We start from the raw sequence: 327 nt of genomic DNA, 5'->3' as shown, positions 1-327 counted from the left end.
GTCGGTGGAGCTGCGGAACCGGCTGCGGGAGCGGACCGGGTTGAAGTTGCCCGCGACGTTGGTGTTCGACTACCCGACCCCGGCGGTGCTCGCGCGGCACCTGCGGGAGGGGCTGGGGCAGCGGATCGCGGGAGACGACGGGCTGGCCGCTCGGCTGCTCGGGCTGCTGCCCGACGAGCAGGAGGCGCTGCTCGTGGACGTGGTCCGCGGTCAGGTCGCGGTCGTGCTCGGGCACTCCGGGCCGGAGGACGTCCGCGCCGACGTGCCGTTCAAGGAGGCCGGGTTCGACTCGTTGACGTCGGTGGAGCTGCGGAACCGGCTGCGGGA

Annotated in this window: 1 protein-coding gene; it reads left to right on the top strand. The window is 73.7% G+C overall.

Going from position 1 to position 327, the window contains the following annotated elements; translation table 11 throughout:
• Positions 1-327 (top strand): acyl carrier protein (locus GCL84_RS00565; RefSeq protein ID WP_156753326.1); only part of this gene is annotated, 327 nt, incomplete at both ends.

This window comes from Actinokineospora pegani (genome assembly GCF_009745975.1).
Lineage (GTDB): Bacteria > Actinomycetota > Actinomycetes > Mycobacteriales > Pseudonocardiaceae > Actinokineospora > Actinokineospora pegani.
This window is presented reverse-complemented; position numbering and strand designations above follow the sequence as displayed.